We start from the raw sequence: 19488 nt of genomic DNA, 5'->3' as shown, positions 1-19488 counted from the left end.
GGAGACAACATTATGAATATTAGTAAATATTTTCAACACAGATTCACCTTATCGGAAGACGGGGCAAAGACCTTTATAAAAGGGGTTATAGCTTCTCTTTTTCTCAACCTGGCACTGATGCTGCCGGTAATCTTCATCTTTCTGTTCATCACCGATTACCTGCACCCTGTTATCCAAGCCGGGAACAGCACGACGCACGGGCTCTGGTACTACGTGCTGACGGCTCTCTGTTTTATGACGGTACTCTTTGTGATTGCGATGATACAGTACAAGAGCACCTACACGAAAATCTATACCGAGAGTGCCAACCGTCGTATTGGCATTGCCGAGAAGCTGCGTAAATTGCCTTTGGCTTTCTTCGGAGAAAAGAATCTTTCGGATCTCACCGCTACGATGATGGAGGATTGTAACATGTTGGAAACCCTCTTCTCTCATACAGTTCCACAACTCTTCGCCTCTGTCATCAGCATTATCTTGATTGCCACCGGGATGTTCTTCTACAACTGGCAACTGGCCCTTGCTCTCTTTGGGGTCGTACCGGTAGCGACAACGGTCATCTTCTTAGGAAAAAGGCTTATGGATAAAGCTAATAAGGAGTACTATCACGTAAGGCGTGATACGACCGAGCAGATACAGGAAGGGCTTGAAGCGGCGCAGGAGATTAAATCGTACAACGGAGAGGCAGCCTATTGCGACCGTTTAGACAAACAGCTCGAGATATATGAAGCCACTCTGCAGCGAGGCGAATTTCTCGGAGCGGGGCTTGTGGGCAGTGCACAGTCTATCCTGAAACTTGGTTTGGCAAGCGTTATCATTGCGGGAGCTTATTTACTTGGTTTGGGCAGCATCGACATGTTCACTTACTTGGTCTTCCTGCTCGTTGTAGCCAGCATCTACAACCCCATCATGGACGTGTTCAACCATATGGCGACACTGATACTACTCGATGTGCGTATCGACCGCATACGTGAGATGAACGACATGCCCGCACAGCAAGGCGATGAGGATTGCACGGTAGAGGGTTACGACATCTGTTTTGACAAGGTCGATTTTGCTTACGAGACAAGCAAGCAGGTGCTGCGCAACGTCTCTTTCACTGCCAAGCAAGGCAAAGTAACGGCACTTGTGGGACCTTCGGGGGGAGGCAAAAGCACTTCGGCAAAATTAGCTGCCCGCTTTTGGGATATTCATGGCGGAAAGATCACACTTGGCGGACGGGACATCTCAAAAATAGATCCCGAAATGCTCTTGAAAAACTATGCCGTAGTCTTTCAGGACGTGTTGCTTTTCAACGCTTCCGTCATGGACAACATCAAAATCGGGAAGAAAGACGCTACCGAGGAAGAGGTGAAAGCGGTAGCACGTCTTGCCCGTTGCGATGAGTTCATCGCCCGGCTGCCCAACGGTTACGACACCTTGATAGGCGAAAACGGAGAATCGCTATCGGGAGGCGAACGCCAACGCATATCCATTGCCCGTGCGCTTCTCAAAGATGCTCCTGTCATCCTCTTGGACGAAGCAACGGCAAGTCTGGACGTAGAGAACGAAACGTTGATACAGGCCGGTATATCGGAGTTGATCAAGAACAAGACCGTCGTCATCATCGCACACCGTATGCGCACCGTTGCCAACGCTCATCATATCGTGGTGCTGAAAGACGGAACCGTCGCAGAACAAGGAGCACCCGACGAACTGCTTGCCCGAAACGGCGAATTTGCCCGCATGGTAGCACGGCAGAAGGAGACCGGAATATAAATCGAATCAATCAGAATCAATTATAAAGAAAAAGGACAAATGAAGAGATCAATCGCAGTAGTAGCCATGCTTGTGGTGGGGTTCGCTGCCACAACATGCGCACAAACGGGCAGAGAGATTGCCCAAAAGGTAAAAGACCGTCCCGACGGCGATACCCGTCGGTCTGAAATGGTTATGACGTTAATCAACAAACGCGGAGCGGTGCGCGAACGCAAGCTCATTTCCTACTCCATCGATGTGGGCAAAGAAAAGAAAGACCGCAAGAGCATCATGTTCTTCCAATATCCCGGCGATGTAAAGGGGACGGGCTTCTTGACGTGGGATTATGATGAGCTAAACAAGGACGATGACAAATGGCTCTATCTGCCCGCCATAAAGAAAACGCGCCGTATCAGCGGTTCGTCTGCCAAGCAAGACTACTTTATGGGTAGCGACTTTACCTACGACGACATGGGCAGCCGCAACGTGGACGAGGATACGCACACGCTCCTGGGCGAAGAAACCGTCGACGGACAGAAGTGCTGGAAACTGGAATCCTTGCCTAAGGACAAGCGTGATATTTACTCCAGGAAAACGGCCCTGATACGTCAGGACTGTCTGATACCTGTCAGGGTGGAATATTACGACAAGATGGGCAAGCTGCACCGTCGTCTCGAGATGTCGGATATTGCCAAGGTAGAGGGCTTCTGGGTAGCCCGGAAGATGCACATGACCAACGTGCAAACCGAGCATCAGACGGTTCTCGAAATCAAGAATCCGACGTACAACATTCCCATGGAGGAGAGCAAGTTTAACGTGACCACGTTAGAGAAAGGCAGGTTCTGATGAAAGCGTTCAATCGTCTTTCCGCGGGGCTTTGCCTCTCGGTCTTTCTGTTTTGCCCCGTGCATGGAGTTTGGGGACAAGGAGCGGGCGAATCGTCGTGGCAGCTCAAAGGCCTTGTCGACACCTACCACGCCTTCCGCTCCGAAAAGCCGAACGATTGGATGTCTTCCCGTACCCGACTCAGGGGCGAGGTCGGCAAAAACTTCGCAGGCTCTTCGCTCTTCGTCTCGTTCAACGCTACCTACAACGCCTTGCTGAAAGAGCGCACCGGCTTTGAACTGCGGGAAGCATACCTTGACCATCGGCAGGAGCACTGGGGCTTTCGTCTCGGGCGACAACTTGTCATCTGGGGTGCGGCCGAAGGCGTACGTATCACCGACCTCGTCTCACCCATGGATATGACCGAGTTCTTGGCGCAAGACTACGACGACATCCGCATGCCCGTCAATGCCCTGCGGTTCTTCGTCTTCAACGACAAGATAAAGCTCGAACTGCTTGCCGTTCCCACTTTCGAAGGATACAAGCTGCCCACCGATGCCGCCAATCCGTGGAGCGTGTTGCCTAAAGAAACACCCCGGTCCCTTGTCTGGGACGCGGAGGGAAGCCGCCCCGAGCTACGCCTCTCCAACGTAGAATACGGGGGCAGGCTCTCTTTCGCCCTGCCGGGGGTAGACTTCTCGCTTGCCGCGCTGCATACGTGGAACAAGATGCCCGTCATCGAGTACAAACCATCGGGCTCCCAACTTACGGTTTCGCCCCGATACTACCGCATGGGATTCGTCGGAGGCGATGTCTCAAAGCCCTTGGGACAGTTCGTGCTGCGCGGCGAAGCGGCCTTCAACCTCGGGAAGCATTTCAGCTACATACAGCAAGCCGCCTCCACCCCTCAAAAAGGATTCAACACCATCAATTGGTTGGTGGGGGCCGACTGGTATGCCCCTCATGAATGGACAGTGATGGCTCAGTTCTCTTCCGAGAGTATTTTCAAGTACGAAAGCTACGTCGCACAGCCCCGCCATAATTCGCTCCTTACGCTCTGCGTGTCGAAGAAGTTACTGGACAGCAACTTACAGCTTTCCGACTTCACCTATTTCGACCTCAACCACAAGGGCATAGTCAGCCGTTTCACGGCTGACTATGCCCTGAACGACCACATCCACCTCTTGGCAGGCTACGACTGGTTCGGAGGAAGCGAGGGTATGTTCGGCCCGTATAAGCACAATTCGGAAGTATGGGCAAAGGCTAAATACTGCTTTTGAGATCCACACCATTTTAATAACCATAAACAAAATTTGAAAAGATTATGAAGAAGACATACGACAGCAGTTAAAGAGAATGCGGACTTAAGCAATCGGAATCGTTTAAGTTAAACGGTGAAAGACGTTCCAATGGAGCGATCAAAGCCGTTTACTGAAGCTGTTTAAGTAGAACAGCAAAATTATTCAAAGTATAACCATCAAAAACATCAAAAGTCATGTTACTATACAACGTAAAAAAAGAAGAGATGCGCATCGGTAAACACAAGGGCAAAACCATGTATTACGCCTCTCCCATTGCACAAGACAAGATTACCACCAAGCAGCTAGAGGATCGGATTGTCAATGCCACAGCCCTGAGCCGTGCCGACGTGCGGTCAGCCATCACCGCCTTGGCGAAAATCGTACGTGAAGAGATGCTCAGCGGCAGAACCGTTGACCTGGCCAACCTCGGGTCATTTAAGGTTGTATCCAACGGGAAACGCGTGGAAACGGAAAAAGCCGTTACCGCCGAAACTCTCAAAACACCACGCATTCAGTTTTTTCCCAAACTCGAAATGCGCAATCAGGCAAAAAACGTACAGCATGTGGTGATACGTGAAAGCGAGGCCGGATCGGCTAAACCGAGTCCGAATCCCGGAGATTTGCCCGAAGCACCCGATTCTGCTCTTTAATATTCATAACAAGAAACAATGAAGCAGCAAGTATTATTTTTCTTTTTCACGCTGATGCTCACAGGTATCAGCGTGTCCGCCCAAACAGGTGGAGGACGGATTGCAGGCGTGGTCATCGACAATGCAGGCGAAGAACCACTGCCCGGCGCAACCATCTTCATCGAAGAGCTGAAAAAGGGCATTGTGACAGACGGGCATGGCGAGTTCTTACTTTCCGATGTTCCCGCAGCCACTTATACGCTTACTGTAAGGTTTATAGGCTACCACACGCAAACCCGCAAGCTCACGGTGGGTAAAGAGAGAGGGAAAAAAATCATCATCCGCCTGAAAGCCGAAGCAAAATCGTTGGACGAGGTGGTAGTGATGGGTAAGAGCGAAGCCCGTAAGTTACGGGAGCAGGCCATGCCCATATCCGTTATCAGCATGAACCAGATACAAGGAACGGTTAACAATGTACAAGACATTCTGGCAAAAACCGCCGGAATCACCGTGCGTGCCACGGGTGGAACGGGCAGTACCTCTCGCATATCGGTGCGCGGACTGGAAGGCAAACGCATCGGGCTTTTCATTGACGGGAATCCGATGAACGACAATTCCGATTTTATCGACATCAATGATATTCCGGTCGAAATGATCGACCGCATCGAGATATACAAAGGAGTTGTCCCTGCCAAGTTCGGAGGTTCTGCCGTAGGTGGTGCGGTCAATATTGTCATCAAAGAGTATCCGCCTAAATATTTGGACGTGAACTATTCTTACGGCAGTTTCAATACGCACAATGCATCCGTTGTGAGCAAGATGAACATTGCCCCAAAAGGAATCGAGTTCGGGCTGGGAGGTTTTTATACCTATGCCGACAACGACTACAAGATGAAGTCTCCTTTTCAAGAGGGGCTTACTATAACCCGCGATCACGACAAGTTTAAAAAAACAGTCATCGGCGGTAGCTTTAAGGCACGGAAGTGGTGGTTTGACTTGGTGGAGTTTGAACCCGTTTTCATACATACTTACAAAGATATACAGGGGATAGAATCGAACATCCGGCATGCACACAGCCATTCCAACGCCTTTATTTTCGCCAATAAGATGGAGAAAGAAAACTTCCTCTTAGACGGCCTGGACTTGGACTGGCAGCTGGGGTATATCTATACCGACTATCATTTTGCCGATACCGCCTCGCACCGCACACATTGGGATGGAACGCATTATCCGGCAGTTTCCGAATTCGGCGGCGAAATCGGCAAATGGGCTTCATTATTGACGAATGAAAAGCATCAATTGCAGCACAAATTGAATCTCAACTATCTTGTCAATGAGAACCATTCGGTAAACTTCAACTCTTTGCTGAAATACGCTCATGCCAACCCTCGTGATGGGATGAAGGACAAGGTCATAGGTTATCGTACCGACTTTCCAAGCAATATGTTCAGTTGGGTGGCAGGCTTGAATTACGACTATCGCACCTCGAACGATAAGTTCCTTAACTCTTTCAACGTCAAGTATTACTACTACTCGATGAAAACGCGGATGGCAAGTGTCCTGGTAAAGACAGCAGAGGATATAGACACACACAAGAATGATTTCGGCATCAGCAATGCACTTCGCTACCGCATCACACCCAGTCTGATGGCAAAAGCTTCGTTCGGATATGATGTAAGGCTTCCATCGGAAGAGGAACTGTTGGGTGATGGATACGTGATAGCTCCTGCCGGCAATCTCACTCCCGAACGCAATATAAGTGTCAACATAGGAATGTTATTCGATTTAACTGGAAAAGCCTCCTCTAACTTACAGATTGAACTGAACGGATACTATATGCATCTCAAAGACATGATTCGCTTTACGGGCGGATTCTTGCAGTCGCAGTATCAGAACTTCGGCGAGATGCGGACTCTTGGTATGGAAGCAGAGGTGAAAGCCGACATGACACGGTGGCTCTATGGCTATGTGAACGCCACTTACCAAGATCTGCGAGATGTGCGTAAGTATGAACAAAATACAACTGTTGCCAACCCTACCAAAGGTAGCCGTATGCCCAATATACCCTATCTGATGGCAAACGCAGGATTGGAGTTTCACAAAGAAAATCTGTTCGGAGGCAGCGGGATGAATACGCGCATATTCACCGATGCTTCATTTGTGGAAGAATATCTGTACGACTTCGAACAAAGCCAATTCCAGCAGCATCGCATACCTCGAGCCCTCTCGTGCAATATAGGCTTTGAGCAAAGCTTTGGCAATGGGCGCTACTTCATTATGGGAAAAATAAACAACCTGACCGATACAAAAATGATCAGCGAGTTTAACCGTCCTTTACCCGGACGTAGCTTCACTATCAGATTCAGATACGTATTTAAGTAACAAATTAACAATCATTAAACAAAAAAAGAAATGAAAAAGAATGTATTTTTTGTAGCAGCGATATTCGCTGCATTGTGCCTTAACTCATGTGACAAGAATGATCCGGACAATCCTATTGCAGGAGGTTCGGGAAAGATTCTCCTAACAACAGCCCTACCCAATGCAACAGGTATGGATGGAACGGTTTATATGCAACTCATTGATGAGCCTGTATTAGGCAAGACGATGGCTACCAATAACAACAATGGTATAAATGTTCCCTTTGGCAGTTCTTATCCTATGATAATAGGTCAGGAAGTCTATGTCTTCCCAAGCTATCATTTGACAATGGACAAAAACGAACTGATTAAATACCGTCGCACGAATGGAATTTTACAAAGAGAGGGAAGCTTGCAATTGCCTGCCAATAACAGTGCCAACAATCTTGTCAAACTATCTTCCACAAAAGCCTATCTATCGCTTGCCGGACTAGGACTGATTTACATATTTAATCCCGAAACGATGCAGAAGACAGGAGAGATCAACCTGACCTCTTTGGGTATTCAAGATAATAATCCGGACATCGGAATCATGATTGAGCGTGACGGATATGTGTTTGCTGGTCTAAGCCAGATGGTGGGAGGTTGGACAAGCCCTGAGAATTACAAACAAGCAGATGTAGCCGTCATTGACACCAAGACGGACAAGTTGGTCAAGATGATTTCAGAGAAAACCAGTGGTTTTTCTCAAGCCACACGTCCGATCGACCCCAAGTCTTTATTCATGGATGAAAAAGGCGATATATACATTTCTTGTCTCGGGAACTTCGGAATGGTGGCAGGTCATAAGGCCGGCATACTTCGGATTAAGAAAGGAGAAACAGACTTTGATCCAACATACCATTGGACGATAACCGGAGCTTCTATCGAAGGAGAAGAGAAAGTGGCTGGTTTTGCCGCTTCAATTTGTTATGCAGCCAATGGCAAAGCCTACGGATACATTGATATTCCCGGTTATTACAAACCAGGAGAAACGGGACATGGCGCTATAGCGAGCCGAGCTGTAGTCTTTGATTTATACAATCAGAAGATGAAGAAAATAGAAGGATTGGATTTGTCCAATGGCTATGGCGTGTTAGTGTCTAAATATAAAGACGGTTTGGCAATCGCCAATGCTTCAACGACAACAAAAGGCATCTATTATCTCAATCCTCAGACAGATAAGATTAATCCTATTCCTATGATAACCACCATAGGAAATCCCATGGCTATAGAGTGGTTCGGCAACTAAACTTATAACGCGAGTTCGGGATAGCCTCCTTCCAAAAATAAAGAGGGTGTCCAACTGATGAAGTGACCCCAAAAATTTGGACTGGTTAAACACTATCCAGTTATAGAAAGAGTTCGGTATTGTACTGGACTCTTTCCTTTTAACCGGGACTTAATTCTTTTATTATTATAATAATCTATATATCCTTCCAAAGCCTTTGTGAAGTCTTCCGGAGACTCGAACTTTTCAGCGTATAGAAGTTCAGATTTCATAATTCTGAAAAAATTCTCCATCATAGAGTTGTCCAGACAGTTTCCCTTTCTCGACATACTTTGAATTATATGATGCTCTTCAAGCCTTTTCCGATATCCGAAGTGTTGGTATTGCTAACCTTGATCAGAATGAAGTACGAGTCCGTCAAGGTTATCACACTTATCAAATGCTTTATCGAGCATGTCATATACTTGTTCAAGATGAAGTGCACCCTCTTACATTTTATTTTTTTAGGAATATCCCCAAATAACTTGATGTCTGCTTTAACGATAGAACCTGTTAGGTGTTTGCAGCGGACATCACCATAACCCATTGCCATTACCACTACTTCTTGCAGTTGTTGTGAGCCCTCTCTTAAGTTGATGAAAAACTTCCGCTAATTGTTTACCGGAACTTCTTGTGTTTGATAACCAATGAATGAAATGACCAAGGTTTCTTCGGAAGATACATTGGCTAATGCAGTCGGTGATACAACCGTTGCTTGTACCTTTTACGAAGACTGACGCACCGGTAACCAGACCGAAATCATCATTCACGGTACCGGAAATGCTTAGCTAGAAATAGCTTGTGAGCTGATTCTATTTTAAAATATAAATGTTAGTTTTATGTTAGATAATTCCGGATACTTTAATCTTAAGAATTTGATTATAATACATATATAAATTTATTTGTTAGATTTAAAGTTTTTTTTTATAACTGTAAAATACAGATTTAGCCTTATATTTACAATATGATATTATTGATTTTATCTAGTAAAAAAGCTTTTGCATTATAAGGACATTCAATTCTTCTTCCAGAATTGTAGTATATGTTTTATAATCATACCAATAAGATAAAAAAGATAATGGTCAAAATAAAGCTCTCAAAACAAAATACTTGTTGTTCAATTATCTTATAATAGTAAAAATGAATTTGTTGATTCCGCAAAAGAGTTTGTATCAGATGTTGAGGTTTCAACAATATTAAATATTACTTTTATTTATAGTAACTAATTTGCATTAATATGAGAAAGGTATTTATTCTTTTGTTTATTTCTTTAGCATTGTTATCCTGTCAAAAAGAGGAAAACAATAGAAAAACAGAGTATCAAGTATTAACAAGTAAGGACGCATCCAAACCGTTTAGCTGTCTTGGAGAGAAACGTATTATTACGATTACGATTATAAAAAAAACATTAATAGATGATGTTTTAAGTTCAGAGGTTCCGATTATTCCCAGGGATGTTTCGGTAGAATTTGATAAAACTCTTTTTTCTGATATAGAAACAAAAGTGGAGGGCGATCAGGTAGTATTAAATATAACCTCAAATATTAATAAAGAAGATAAAATTTTGAATGCTGATTTACAGATTTCTTACTCTACTATTAATGGCATAAAAGTAGAAAAAATTCCACTAATTATAGATAAAGGAAAGTTGACATTTGTGTATAAAATCCATTCGGAACAGAATCCTTTTATTCTACCAGCTGAAGGTGGTAGATTTGAGTCACCTTTTACTTGTAAAAAACAGACATATTTGAATGGCCAGTTTATAGAGGAAACTTATTCATCATTAAACGGATTGAGATTTAAAACGATAAGTAGTGGTAATGTCTGGTTCCTTACAGTCAGAAAAGACGGAGAAAAAATTGGTTTTTACAAATTTTCTTTTGTGGGAGAAGGACCATATAACCAAAAAACAGATCCAGAGTGCTATTTTAACATATATACCCATGATGCAGATTTAATTACAGATAATCCTACAGAAATATTCAGACAAGATTTTATACAACCCCAGACCCCGGGTGAGGATTATTATAAACCTTCCCGGTCCTCTTATAAACATGGCACTTTTGACTTTTAACGTATTCAGTATTAACCTTAATTATATTAATTATAAAACAGTATACACGTTTGTTGATTTTGACAATTATGTTTTTAACTTCATATTTCGATGACAGAGAAGTAATGAAACAAGAATCTTCGCCACCATCTTTAGTAAAAAAAACTCGGCTTATCGTAACTAGTGTATATTCACTACTTTCTATATACTAATGCACTTCTTAATGTAGGTTATGTAGTAATTCATTATTTGAAAGCTGATAAAATATTTTTTTTTGAATATTTTATCAGCTTTGTATATTGCATAATATGATATAAATGAGATTTATTTTTGCTGCCTCTTGGCACGCAGCATTTCTGCCGCCTTCATTTCCGTCCAACGCTCGAAGTCCTCCACCTCTTTCCTTATTTTCCGTATCAGTTTCCTGTCCCTGTTCCACTCGAAGCAGTTCTCCAGTATGTCAAGCACCTTAGCGTCCATTCCCCCGTCACAGACAGCTTCCCCAACAAAACCCGTTAAATCATTGTGTTAATATATATTTCATGTATCTTTGCGGCATAGATATCTGTTGTGAAACAGGAATCTGCTTATATTATTCTTGCTTGTGACAAGCCGGAATCTTATAACTTAGTACAAAATAAAAAAATAAAAGAGGAGAGCTTCCGTTCTATGGAGCTCCTCTCACTTTTTATCTCTAGTGCCCGACTGCCTTTTATCTTTCTACTTTCCCAAAAGGAGTATCCTTCCCGCCAGCATACAGCACAGCGAAAACAGTATAGCCACTAAATTCTTCTCATTTGTGCAACCCCTTCTGTATTCATCTTCCAACCTTGTATATCGCTACCGAGATAGAAAATGGACAGATGCACAGCTGGTACGTCAATTATCAATACCAATATATACCAGTTCATACGTTCTCCCCAATAAAAAGATCCCCTAATTTATTTCTAGTTCACAGTCCAAATTTATACTTTCCTGTAAAATACAGGATATAGTCAAGTCTTCAAAGTTTTTCCCCTAAAGACACAGAAATATTACAAAAATCAATTATCACATTATATCTTATTTCTGATGATACAAAAGGAGATGGCAATCTATTTTTTAATTCTTTAGATGACATAAAGAATGCCTTTAAAATTAATTATTCAGAATCTAATTTGGGACTTCCTATTTTTTGTAAGGGATATTACAAAAAACAATTCCGTTTTTACTTTAACTATAAGTTCTGGTAGGGACCATCCAAACATGTTACCAGACCAACAAGACCAAGGGGAAGAGTTTAGAAGGATGTATTACAGCTACTAAAGATGATAAATGCCAAAACCAAATTCATTGCAATTGGAATTGGGGTAACAGTTATTTTTTATTTTTAGTTCAATCAAGCCGGGAAGAATGATTAATAATAAAAGAATCAAGTCTTTAAAGGAAGATATCAATAAATAACTCTTGCAACATGCAGTTTCTTTCTGGCTGAATTTGCGACTCTGGAGCTATATTCTGAGGAACGGTTTGGCGGCGGAATATGCCGTTAAACCGTCCGGTTTTCGTTAAACGAAAACACAACTTGCTGTCCCCTCTACGGGGACAACGTTTTTAAGTAGAACTGTAGATTGCCCCGACTGGTGCCTCCCTCCCGATGGCAACCTCTCCCGATTTCGGTCTGCTTCTTCAGGAAAGTTGGCGTTTTTTACCAATATTCCGGAGGCGGAATAGGCTGTAGCTTCCTGTAATAGTAGAGCATTCTACGATTATCCGACACATCAGATGGCTTCTTTTTCGTGATAATTGAATATTCAGAGAACTGAATATTTTGATAATCGGATAATCCGAATACTATTATATCTGTAGTCTCTTGGAATGTTACACAGTGACAACTGAATAATTGGCGTTTTGGATATTGCTATATTTGTATAATGGATAAGCAATTATAAAAGGCTACAATTATAATAGGCTGTTATTATACATTCCCCATCAGAGAGAAAGTTCCTTGAGCCTGCTGCCGTCCAGCCGGTGAACAGATACCGTACCGTCACAGTAAATAGCGAATGTTGGCATGTTCCCGTCCTTCGGGAAAGTGATGGAGCCGGTATTGCAGACCGCTGTATGCTCAGTCCGTTCAAGTTTCCACCGGTGGGTGTGACCATAAAAAAGACAATCGAACCTTCCCTTCGGCAGTCTGTCCTCATTGTAGATATGTCCGTGGGTGAGAAAGAAACGTTTTCCATTATCCACCAACAGGGTGTAATCGGACAGGATGGGAAAGTCCAGCAGCATCTGGTCCACCTCCGAATCACAGTTTCCACGGATGGCGACAATCTCACCGGCCATCGCATTGAGACGTTCTGCGATCCCTTTCGGGTCAAGTCCTTGAGGTATCCCGTTCCGGGGACCATAATTCAGGATATCTCCCAAAATACAAAGCATTCCGCATTGCTGCTCCCTGTAAAATGCCAGCACTTGTTCCAGTGCCGGTAACGAGCCATGTATGTCGGACACAATCAGGTATTTCATCATAATCTATTCGTTACGGGTTAAGTTTTCAATGCACAAAAATAAGCATAATTATCTAATCTCCCTAACCGGGGAAACGATGAGAAAAAAAGACAGGTTCCCTGAACTGTAGATTGCTGTATTGCTGTCCTTGTAGATTGCTGCAATGTTATAATCGGATACATAAAATAAGGGTATTTAGCCTTAGCTAAACTAAGCTAACAGTCTGACAATAAGGCTTCTAATACTATGACATGTGGGTTTATTATGCTACCTTAGTGGTATAATAATAAAGGATAAAAAGCTATGAACGAACAAGTTAGAAATATCTTAGAACAGAGTACCACCAAGACGAGCAAGATTGAGCAGCTGCTCCGTCTGGGCCTGATGCGCAGGGAAATTGCCGATTTGGTGACACGTGGCAACTATGGTTTTGTATATAATGTTGAGAAGAAAATGCTTGAAAGAGAAGGTGGAGTCTTGCTGAACAGGGCAGCAACCACCCTGATGGATTACACCTTCACCCACAAGTTCGGTATTGAGATTGAAGCCTATAACTGTAATATGGAAAGACTGGCACGCGAATTGAGGGAGGCCGGTATCCATGTTGCCGTTGAGGGTTATAACCACACGACCAGGGATCATTGGAAGCTGGTGACGGACAGCAGCCTGCAGGGAAATAATACTTTCGAGCTGGTCAGCCCGATACTGGTGGGTGAGAATGGCCTGAAAGAGCTGGAAACGGTATGCTGGGTGCTTGACATCTGTAATGCAAAAGTGAATGACAGTTGCGGGTTCCATGTCCATATGGATGCGGCTGGTTTCAATCTGGACACCTGGAAGAATCTGACTTTGACCTACAAGCATCTCGAACACCTGATTGATGCCTTTATGCCAAGGACACGCCGGAACAATACCTACTGCAAAACCCTCTCCGGTGTTTCCGACGAGAGAATCAAATCGGTAAGGACGATAGACGGCCTGCGGGAGGTCTTTAATAATGACCGATACCACAAGGTCAATTTTGAGGCTTATTCTAGGCACCGGACCGTTGAGTTCCGCCAGCATTCCGGTACGACCAATTTCACAAAGATGGAGAATTGGATCCGGTTCTTGAACGGATTAATTACCTTTGCGAAAAGATCCAGCCTTCCCAGCCGGATGACATTGGAGGAGTTACCCTTCCTGGACGGGAAACAGAAATTATTTTTTAAACTTAGAACTAAAAAGTTAGCGGTATGATACAGACTTATCATTTGCTGGATGGCGGTCAGATAACCGCCGCCAGCCCGGAAGAGTTCGTCCGGCTGCTCCGTGAGGGGAGCCGGTTCGACTATGATTGCACGGATCAGGAGTATATGGAGAACTTTGCCCGGCGTTACGGGGAGCTGCATGGCGTGTCAGTTGCCACCGATACCCCTGAACATTTCCTGACGGACTTGCAAGCCGCCGGTTACGTCCGGTAACCGGTATCGCTCCTTTATTATTAGTCCCTGCTTCAAAGATGAGGCAGGGATTTTTCTTTTTTCATTGCAACCTTTCCTGTCTGCCTGACGGCGTTTCCTCCTGTCAATTCCTGACTATCCATGACTATCCGTGACAGGGTATTTCATCTTTTCCCGGCATTCCTTTCTTTTGCAGTGTAGAACGATATACAATTATAAGCATTACAGTTTTACAGCATTATATTTTTATCTGATTATATAAAGAAAGCGTATGAAAAAAGAACCGTTATTAATTGCCTTTGCCAGCCAGAAAGGAGGAGTCGGAAAGTCTGCCTTCACAGTTCTGGTGGCCAGTATCCTTCACTACCAGAAAGGTTTGAAGGTGGGTGTCGTGGATTGCGACTCCCCCCAGCACAGCATCTCCCGGATGCGTGACCGGGACATAGAAAGCGTGCAGGAAAGTGATTTTCTCAAAGTGGCCCTCTACCGGCAGCATGAACAAATCCGGAAACGTTCCTATCCGGTAATCAAAAGCAATCCGGAGAAAGCGATAGAAGACCTGTACCGCTACATCGAAGAGCAGGATGCCGTCTTTGATGTCGTACTGTTCGACCTTCCGGGAACCCTCCGCAGCGAAGGGGTTGTCCATACCATTTCCGCAATAGATTACATTTTCATCCCCCTAAAGGCCGATAATGTCGTCATGCAGAGTTCCCTCCAGTTTGCCGAGGTGGTGGAGGAAGAACTGATTGCCAGGCACAACTGTAACCTGAAAGGCATCTATCTTTTCTGGAACATGGTCGACAAGCGTGAACGGACAGAAAGCTACGAGTCCTGGAACCGTGTCATACAAAAAGCGGAGTTACACCTGCTGGAGTCACGGATACCGGATACCAAACGCTATAACAAGGAGTTGAGCTCCCTGAAGAACAGTATCTTCCGTTCCACACTGTTCCCTCCCGACAACCGCCAGATAAAAGGTTCGGGTCTCTGTGAACTGATAGATGAGTTATGTGCCGTAACACATCTGGATACCACCCACACCTTATAATAAGGGGAATTATGGACAGCGGAAAAAAGAGATTTGACCCCCGGAGCATTGACGAGAAGGCCATATTGGATATTGTCGCCAGGAAAGGGACGATACGACCGGACTCCCCTGCAACGAGTGCATCCCCGAAGCCGGAGGATACGGTAGAGGAGATTGCCGGGAGTAGCGAAGCTCCGGTCTTTACCACCGGGGAAATCGACGCTTACAGGGCGTCCTTCCTGAATACGGTCAGAACCAAATCCCGTAAATCATTGCATATCGATGCCGGCCTGCATCGCCGCATCTCGTCCCTGGTATGGGCGGTAGGACGTGGCGAAGTGACCGTAGCCGGTTTTGTAAACCAGGTGCTGGCACATCATTTCGAAGAGAACGGCGGATTGATAAATGCCGTGCTGGAGAAGTATTACCAATCACTAAAATCATAAGGACATGGAATACCTTTTTATTATCCTGTTCATTTATGCCTCTTACCTGAGTATTGAAAAGTATGTGCATACAGGCAGCATTTTCACATGGAGAGGCAGAAAGGACAGGAAGGAACGTCGGGCTACGCCTGTCACCATCCATCCGGCAGCTTCCTCATCCGAGACGGAAATAATAGGCAAAAGCCGATACCAAATACGACAATCACTGACAATAGATGACAATAGCGGACAGCCTGAATCAGGCATAGAAAAGAGTGATACCTTTACTCCCGAAAAGAAAACAGAGCCGGTTCTCCGAGTGCGCGAACCCCTTGATAAGAATACGAAATTCCCGGAAGTCCCGGCTCCTTTTCAAAAACTGAATTATCCTGAAATTGATTATATGCGGGAGGCCTCTCCTTCTTCCGGTGAAGAAAAAGAGGAGATTCCCGAACGCTACGAGATTACAGGATACGTACAGCGGAGCAATCCCCACCGGGCAACCGGTGTCACCTTTGACGATATGGATATGATTGAGAAAGCAATGGCATCGGACGAACTTACGGAAGCGGAACAGGAACAGGCCCGGCAGACTTTCCAAAAGCTGGAAGGCACGAACATGGAAAGGGTACTGCAGGCGAGCGTCCTGGGAAGCAGCGATAAACTGAAACGCTATATGCGCTTGTATGTGGACCGGGGCGAGCCCCATTTATTGACAGGAAAGAATAGGGACGACATTCTCCGGGAATTTGATATTAGGGAGCATGTGCCCGAATAAATAGAACAAGTAAGGAATATGAGACAGTATTATGATTCCGGTTGATCCGGGTGCAGCGAGTTTTAAAACAGAATGTATAACCTAAAAAGACGAAAAAGCATGAAAGATTTCTTTGACTCCGGTTGATCCGGGCAGGACGAGTTCTTGAGACGTAGTGTATAACCTGTTAGAAAAGAAGATATAGAGATATGAGAGGCTTCTATGATTCCGGTTGATCCTTTCCCTTTACCGGAGCGAACATTAAAAGAGTGATTAACCCCTTAAAAACGGAGGTACCTATGATTGGTTACTATGACTCAGGTTGATTCTAAAAAGACATCGTGGTTGCAAGAGACAAATCCGCAGGAGGGCAACTTCCTGCGGATTGTTTGAAACAAGATTTTTATTCACACTAAAAAATTAGATTGCATATGAAAAGACATTTTAAAAAGACGGTTGCGCTTATCGCATGAATAGCTGTTTCCACCTTGGGTGCCTATGCCGAAGGGGACGGAAGTGCCGGTATAACAAAGGCTACATCCATGCTTACCGGTTATTTTGACCCCGCCACCAAGTTGATATATGCGGCAGGGGCTATTGTGGGGCTGATAGGTGCCATTAAGGTATATTCGAAGTTCAGCAGCGGCGACCCCGACACAGGTAAAACCGCCGGGAGCTGGTTTGGAGCCTGCGTCTTCCTCATCGTCGCGGCGACAGTCCTTCGTTCCTTCTTCCTGTAATATAGCAGACTATGGAATACAATATCAACAAGGGAATCGGCCGCAACGTGGAATTCAACGGCTTGCAGGCACAATACCTGTACTTCTTTGTCGGGGGCTTGCTGGCCATTTTCCTGCTGTTCGTCATCTTCTATATGATAGGTATTGACCGGTGGTTCTGTATCGGTTTCGGTGTCCTCTCCGCTTTCTCTCTGATCTTCGGGGTGTTCTACCTGAACAAGAAGTATGGTCCCAACGGCCTGATGAAGCTGGCCGTAGTCAAGTACCACCCGTCCTATATCATCAATCGCAAACGTATATCTTCCTTATTTAAAAAACGCATTCATGAGAAATATATTAAAAGCCGCAACGCTGGAAAGTAAGTTTCCGATCCTGTCCGTGGAGGAAGGGTGCATTCTCTCCAAAGACGCGGACGTGACCATCGGCTTCAAGGTCTTTCTGCCGGAGCTGTTCACGGTCACTTCCGCAGATTATGTATCCATGCACGGCACATGAACAAAGGCAGTCAAGGTACTGCCGAACTATACGATAGTACACCGCCAGGACTGGTTCCTGAAAGAGAATTACAGGGCCGACACGCATAAAGACGGGATGAGCTTTCTGGATCGTTCTTTCGAGCTGCATTTCAATGAACGGCCTTATTTAAATCATTTTTCTTACCTGTTCATCACTAAGACGACTAGGGAGCGCAGCCGTAGCCGGAGCAATTTCTCCATCCTCTGCCGGGGGAATATCATTCCGAAGGAAGTCCGGGACAAGGATGCGGTCAGCCGCTTTCTGGAGAGTGTCGACCAGTTCGAGCGCATCCTGAATGACTCGGTCTTTATCCGTCTGGAACGGTTGACCACCGATGAGATTGTCGGCACACCGCAACAGGCCGGACTGATCGAGAAATATTTTTCTCTTTCACAACAGGACACGACCACACTGAAGGATATACAGATGAGCGCGTCCAAGATGCGCATCGGGGACAATACGCTCTGCGTGCATACGCTTTCCGACGTGGATGATCTTCCCGGCAGTGTCCAGACGGATACCCGCTATGAGAAATACTCCACCGACCGCAGTGACTGCCGTCTGAGTTTTGCCGCTCCTGTGGGGCTGATGCTCTCCTGTGACCATATCTATAACCAGTTCCTGTTCATTGATGATTCGGCAGAAATCCTGCAACGCTTTGAGAAGACGGCACGTAACATGCACTCGCTTTCCAAGTACAGCCGTGCCAACCAGCTCAACAAGCAGTGGATTGACGCGTATCTGGACGAGGCGCATTCTTTCGGGCTGACCGCCATCCGTTGCCATTGCAATGTCATGGCATGGTCGGACAACCGGGAGAAGCTCAAGGTGATAAAGAACGATACCGGTTCCGCCCTGGCCCTGATGGGATGCAAGCCCCGTTACAATACCATTGACGCGCCTGCCTTGTATTGGGCGGGCATTCCCGGCGGTGAGGGGGATTTCCCTTCGGAGGAGTCCTTTTTTACTTTCATCGAACAGGGAGTCTGCTTTTTCACGGAAGAGACGAACTATGCGGATTCCCTGTCGCCCTTCGGTATCAAAATGGCAGACCGGACAAACGGGAAGCCCCTGCATCTGGATATTTCGGACGAGCCGATGCGTCGCGGTATTACAACCAACCGTAACAAGCTGGTCATCGGGCCATCCGGTTCGGGCAAGTCGTTTTTTATGAACCATCTCGTCAGGCAATATTGGGAACAGGGCACCCACATTATATTGATCGATATAGGTAACAGTTACAAGGGCTTATGCGACCTGATCCATCAGCGTACAAACGGTGAGGACGGTGTGTATTATACCTATAGTGAAAAACGCCCGATAGCTTTTAATCCATTCTTTACCGAGGATAAGGTCTTTGACCTGGAGAAGAAAGAGTCCATTAAAACACTGATCATGTCACTCTGGAAAAGGGATACGGAAGTCATTACCCGTGCCGAGGAAGTAGCCCTTTCAATGGCGGTTAACCTGTTCCTTGAAAAGATAAAGGAGGACAATGAACTGGTTCCTTCTTTTAATACTTTCTACGAGTTCGTACAGGGAGAGTTCCGTGGAATACTGGAGGAGAAGCATTACCGCGAGAAGGATTTCGATCTCACTAACTTTCTGAATGTATTGGCTCCATACTACCGTGGTGGAGAATATGATTATCTGCTGAATTCGGATGAGCAGCTCGACCTGTTGAACAAGCGTTTTGTGGTATTTGAAATTGACGAAATTAAGGAGCACAAAATCCTTTTCCCGGTCGTGACTGTCATCATCATGGAGGCGTTTATTAACAAAATGAGACGTTTGCATGGGGTTCGGAAGATGATAGTTGTGGAAGAAGCTTGGCTGCGACATGTAAGTCTTGTATATGATTGTTTAACATT

Annotated in this window: 19 protein-coding genes; 16 read left to right on the top strand and 3 right to left on the bottom strand. The window is 45.3% G+C overall.

Annotation, left to right across the window (positions count from 1 at the left end; translation table 11 throughout):
* The first annotated feature begins 12 nt into the window (after positions 1 to 12).
* The 6 genes from DXA54_RS24960 to DXA54_RS24935 all read left to right on the top strand — a co-directional run bounded on the left by DXA54_RS24960 (position 13) and on the right by DXA54_RS24935 (position 8140).
* Complete coding sequence (locus DXA54_RS24960; RefSeq protein ID WP_004309912.1) at positions 13 to 1755, top strand: ABC transporter ATP-binding protein; 1743 nt, start codon at positions 13 to 15, stop codon at positions 1753 to 1755.
* Between the two features lie 39 nt (positions 1756 to 1794).
* A complete protein-coding gene (locus tag DXA54_RS24955) occupies positions 1795 to 2580 on the top strand; it encodes an outer membrane lipoprotein-sorting protein (RefSeq protein WP_004309911.1) in 786 nt (261 codons plus the stop codon).
* Positions 2580 to 3839, top strand: coding sequence for a DUF1302 family protein (locus DXA54_RS24950; RefSeq protein ID WP_032849674.1), 1260 nt, complete (start codon positions 2580 to 2582; stop codon positions 3837 to 3839). The genes DXA54_RS24955 and DXA54_RS24950 overlap by 1 nt, the downstream gene beginning before the upstream one ends.
* A 215-nt stretch (positions 3840 to 4054) precedes the next feature.
* The gene (locus DXA54_RS24945) at positions 4055 to 4510 is read left to right on the top strand and encodes an HU family DNA-binding protein (protein WP_004318713.1); all 456 of its coding nucleotides are present in this window, start codon (positions 4055 to 4057) and stop codon (positions 4508 to 4510) included.
* A gap of 18 nt (positions 4511 to 4528) precedes the next feature.
* Positions 4529 to 6871 (top strand): TonB-dependent receptor, encoded by a 2343-nt coding sequence (locus DXA54_RS24940; RefSeq protein ID WP_004309908.1) that lies wholly within the window; start codon positions 4529 to 4531, stop codon positions 6869 to 6871.
* Positions 6872 to 6901: 30 nt separating this feature from the next.
* Positions 6902 to 8140 (top strand): DUF5074 domain-containing protein, encoded by a 1239-nt coding sequence (locus DXA54_RS24935; protein WP_004309907.1) that lies wholly within the window; start codon positions 6902 to 6904, stop codon positions 8138 to 8140.
* A 92-nt stretch (positions 8141 to 8232) separates the two neighbouring features.
* Here the strand turns inward: DXA54_RS24935 and DXA54_RS28840 are convergent, their stop codons facing one another.
* Positions 8233 to 8412, bottom strand: a complete 180-nt coding sequence (locus tag DXA54_RS28840; protein ID WP_029425493.1) for an IS3 family transposase — start codon at positions 8410 to 8412, stop codon at positions 8233 to 8235.
* 983 nt (positions 8413 to 9395) lie between these two features.
* Here DXA54_RS28840 and DXA54_RS24920 point away from each other — a divergent pair.
* Positions 9396 to 10235, top strand: a complete 840-nt coding sequence (locus tag DXA54_RS24920) for a hypothetical protein (RefSeq protein ID WP_004309905.1) — start codon at positions 9396 to 9398, stop codon at positions 10233 to 10235.
* A gap of 303 nt (positions 10236 to 10538) precedes the next feature.
* Here DXA54_RS24920 and DXA54_RS28315 read toward each other — a convergent pair whose 3' ends face one another.
* A complete protein-coding gene (locus tag DXA54_RS28315) occupies positions 10539 to 10694 on the bottom strand; it encodes a hypothetical protein (RefSeq protein ID WP_004309904.1) in 156 nt (51 codons plus the stop codon).
* 1491 nt (positions 10695 to 12185) lie between these two features.
* A complete protein-coding gene (gene yfcE, locus DXA54_RS24905) occupies positions 12186 to 12725 on the bottom strand; it encodes a phosphodiesterase (protein WP_004309903.1) in 540 nt (179 codons plus the stop codon).
* A gap of 285 nt (positions 12726 to 13010) precedes the next feature.
* Here yfcE and DXA54_RS24900 point away from each other — a divergent pair, with 285 nt between their 5' ends.
* From DXA54_RS24900 to DXA54_RS24860, 9 genes are all read left to right on the top strand, one after another.
* Positions 13011 to 13946 (top strand): amidoligase family protein, encoded by a 936-nt coding sequence (locus DXA54_RS24900; protein WP_005680110.1) that lies wholly within the window; start codon positions 13011 to 13013, stop codon positions 13944 to 13946.
* Positions 13943 to 14170: a hypothetical protein gene (locus DXA54_RS24895; RefSeq protein WP_004309901.1), complete on the top strand. Its 228-nt coding sequence runs from the start codon at positions 13943 to 13945 to the stop codon at positions 14168 to 14170. Before DXA54_RS24900 ends, DXA54_RS24895 begins: the two co-directional genes overlap by 4 nt.
* Before the next feature lie 250 nt (positions 14171 to 14420).
* Positions 14421 to 15200, top strand: coding sequence for a ParA family protein (locus DXA54_RS24890; protein WP_120080929.1), 780 nt, complete (start codon positions 14421 to 14423; stop codon positions 15198 to 15200).
* Positions 15201 to 15211: 11 nt separating this feature from the next.
* Complete coding sequence (locus DXA54_RS24885; RefSeq protein WP_008643638.1) at positions 15212 to 15625, top strand: DUF3408 domain-containing protein; 414 nt, start codon at positions 15212 to 15214, stop codon at positions 15623 to 15625.
* Positions 15626 to 15629: 4 nt separating this feature from the next.
* Positions 15630 to 16382 carry a hypothetical protein gene (locus DXA54_RS24880; protein WP_008643639.1) on the top strand — a complete coding sequence of 251 codons (753 nt, stop codon included), beginning with the start codon at positions 15630 to 15632 and terminating at the stop codon, positions 16380 to 16382.
* 452 nt (positions 16383 to 16834) lie between these two features.
* A complete protein-coding gene (locus DXA54_RS24875; protein ID WP_085931613.1) occupies positions 16835 to 17101 on the top strand; it encodes a DUF4134 domain-containing protein in 267 nt (88 codons plus the stop codon).
* A gap of 11 nt (positions 17102 to 17112) precedes the next feature.
* The gene (locus tag DXA54_RS24870; protein WP_120080927.1) at positions 17113 to 17463 is read left to right on the top strand and encodes a DUF4133 domain-containing protein; all 351 of its coding nucleotides are present in this window, start codon (positions 17113 to 17115) and stop codon (positions 17461 to 17463) included.
* Complete coding sequence (locus DXA54_RS24865; protein WP_005680104.1) at positions 17426 to 17596, top strand: DUF3875 domain-containing protein; 171 nt, start codon at positions 17426 to 17428, stop codon at positions 17594 to 17596. The genes DXA54_RS24870 and DXA54_RS24865 overlap by 38 nt, the downstream gene beginning before the upstream one ends.
* An 18-nt stretch (positions 17597 to 17614) precedes the next feature.
* On the top strand, positions 17615 to 19488 hold a 1874-nt coding region (locus DXA54_RS24860; RefSeq protein ID WP_120080933.1), incomplete at its 3' end, for a TraG family conjugative transposon ATPase.

It is taken from the genome of Bacteroides sp. OF03-11BH (assembly GCF_003604005.1).
In the GTDB taxonomy this organism is placed as follows: domain Bacteria; phylum Bacteroidota; class Bacteroidia; order Bacteroidales; family Bacteroidaceae; genus Bacteroides; species Bacteroides ovatus.
Note: the sequence above shows the minus strand (reverse complement) of the source record. Positions and strands in the feature narration are given on the sequence as shown.

What these genes read in the sequence shown, in the direction of transcription:
- DXA54_RS24895 (WP_004309901.1), top strand. Translation starts at nt 13,943, where the DNA reads ATGATACAGACTTATCATTTGCTGGATGGCGGTCAGATAACCGCCGCC.
- DXA54_RS24955 (WP_004309911.1), top strand. Translation starts at nt 1,795, where the DNA reads ATGAAGAGATCAATCGCAGTAGTAGCCATGCTTGTGGTGGGGTTCGCT.
- DXA54_RS28315 (WP_004309904.1), bottom strand. Translation starts at nt 10,694, where the DNA reads ATGGACGCTAAGGTGCTTGACATACTGGAGAACTGCTTCGAGTGGAAC.
- DXA54_RS24890 (WP_120080929.1), top strand. Translation starts at nt 14,421, where the DNA reads ATGAAAAAAGAACCGTTATTAATTGCCTTTGCCAGCCAGAAAGGAGGA.
- DXA54_RS24880 (WP_008643639.1), top strand. Translation starts at nt 15,630, where the DNA reads ATGGAATACCTTTTTATTATCCTGTTCATTTATGCCTCTTACCTGAGT.
- DXA54_RS28840 (WP_029425493.1), bottom strand. Translation starts at nt 8,412, where the DNA reads ATGGAGAATTTTTTCAGAATTATGAAATCTGAACTTCTATACGCTGAA.
- DXA54_RS24900 (WP_005680110.1), top strand. Translation starts at nt 13,011, where the DNA reads ATGAACGAACAAGTTAGAAATATCTTAGAACAGAGTACCACCAAGACG.
- DXA54_RS24950 (WP_032849674.1), top strand. Translation starts at nt 2,580, where the DNA reads ATGAAAGCGTTCAATCGTCTTTCCGCGGGGCTTTGCCTCTCGGTCTTT.
- DXA54_RS24940 (WP_004309908.1), top strand. Translation starts at nt 4,529, where the DNA reads ATGAAGCAGCAAGTATTATTTTTCTTTTTCACGCTGATGCTCACAGGT.
- yfcE (WP_004309903.1), bottom strand. Translation starts at nt 12,725, where the DNA reads ATGAAATACCTGATTGTGTCCGACATACATGGCTCGTTACCGGCACTG.
- DXA54_RS24960 (WP_004309912.1), top strand. Translation starts at nt 13, where the DNA reads ATGAATATTAGTAAATATTTTCAACACAGATTCACCTTATCGGAAGAC.
- DXA54_RS24870 (WP_120080927.1), top strand. Translation starts at nt 17,113, where the DNA reads ATGGAATACAATATCAACAAGGGAATCGGCCGCAACGTGGAATTCAAC.
- DXA54_RS24935 (WP_004309907.1), top strand. Translation starts at nt 6,902, where the DNA reads ATGAAAAAGAATGTATTTTTTGTAGCAGCGATATTCGCTGCATTGTGC.
- DXA54_RS24945 (WP_004318713.1), top strand. Translation starts at nt 4,055, where the DNA reads ATGTTACTATACAACGTAAAAAAAGAAGAGATGCGCATCGGTAAACAC.
- DXA54_RS24865 (WP_005680104.1), top strand. Translation starts at nt 17,426, where the DNA reads ATGAGAAATATATTAAAAGCCGCAACGCTGGAAAGTAAGTTTCCGATC.
- DXA54_RS24920 (WP_004309905.1), top strand. Translation starts at nt 9,396, where the DNA reads ATGAGAAAGGTATTTATTCTTTTGTTTATTTCTTTAGCATTGTTATCC.
- DXA54_RS24885 (WP_008643638.1), top strand. Translation starts at nt 15,212, where the DNA reads ATGGACAGCGGAAAAAAGAGATTTGACCCCCGGAGCATTGACGAGAAG.